The sequence below is a fragment of the Clostridium zeae genome, assembly GCF_017312485.1.
Lineage (GTDB): Bacteria > Bacillota > Clostridia > Clostridiales > Clostridiaceae > Clostridium_AR > Clostridium_AR zeae.
Genome location: NZ_BMBA01000020.1, coordinates 1 through 1,258, shown reverse-complemented (window position 1 = coordinate 1,258; position 1,258 = coordinate 1). Strand labels below are relative to the sequence as shown.

The following is a 1,258-nucleotide window of genomic DNA, read 5'->3' as shown; positions in this document are numbered from 1 at the left end:
CAGGACTTCCTGCAATCATACATCTTCCATTGGTTTTAATAGCAGGTATAGCAGCTGGTGGTCTATGGGCAGCAGTACCAGGATATCTTAAAGCAAAGATGGGAACAAACGAAGTTATAAACTCAATCATGATGAACTATATAGCGATGTATGCTGCAAACTTCATAATTCTTAGAACTGCTTTTGGAGTTCAAGGAAAATCAGCATCACCACTTATAAAAGAAAGTGCTAGAATTGGTAGATTCGTATCAAACTATCAAGCAAACTATGGTGTATTTATAGGAATAGCAGTAGCGATATTTGTTACATGGCTTTTATGGAAAACTACCACAGGTTATGAGCTTAGAGCTGTTGGTTTAAACCCACAGGGAGCAGAATACGGTGGAATAAATATATCAAAGAACATAGTGCTTGCAATGGTTATATCAGGTGCTATAGCAGGTCTTGGTGGAGCAGTTCATTTAGCTGGTGGTAAGTACTATACTGATGATTTTAGTACACTTCCAGGTTACGGTTTCAGTGGTATGGCAGTAGCTCTTCTTGCGAAAAGCCATCCGATAGGATGTATATTTGCAGCTGTACTTTTTGGAGCTCTAAACAGTAGTTCAAAGGTATTACAGTTAAATGGTATACCTAAGGAAATAGTATATCTTATACAATCAATAATAATAATCTTTGTAGCAACAGACTACATCGTTAAATACTTTGCAGAAAAGAAGAAGAAGAAGGAGGTATTGATCAATGGCTAGTATAAATATAATCATGGAACTTTTATCTTCAACTTTAGCTCTTGCAACTCCTTTAATATTCGCAGGTCTTGGCGGAGTATTTTCAGAAAGATCTGGAGTTGTAAACATAGGTCTTGAAGGTATGATGATCATGGGAGCCTTCTTTGGAGTATATGGGTCCTTCCTTACAGGAAGTGCGATGGTAGGAATACTCTTCGCTTTAATAGCAGGTGGACTTATAGCATTAATTCATGCATTCTTAAGTATAAACCTAAAGGCAGACCAAGTAATATCAGGTACAGCGATAAATCTTTTTGCTCAAGCCTTAGCAGCCTTTCTTATCTTTAAGCTTTTCGGCAAAGGCGGACAAACGGATGGTGTTAATGGTTTAGCGTACAATATACCAAAAGCCTTAAGAGATATGCCGGTGCTCGGTAAACTTGTAGGAGACTTAAACTGGTTTGTATATGCAGCAATAGTTGCTGTAATAATAGCACACTTTGTACTATATAAAACTCCGTGGGGACTTA

General features: G+C 37.7%; 2 protein-coding genes. Both read left to right on the top strand.

What is annotated here, in order from left to right; translation table 11 throughout:
• Positions 1-749 (top strand): ABC transporter permease (locus tag J3477_RS25875; RefSeq protein WP_206873108.1); only part of this gene is annotated, 749 nt, incomplete at its 5' end.
• A partial coding sequence (locus J3477_RS25870) for an ABC transporter permease (protein WP_206873107.1) occupies positions 742-1,258 on the top strand: 517 nt, incomplete at its 3' end. The genes J3477_RS25875 and J3477_RS25870, both read left to right, overlap by 8 nt.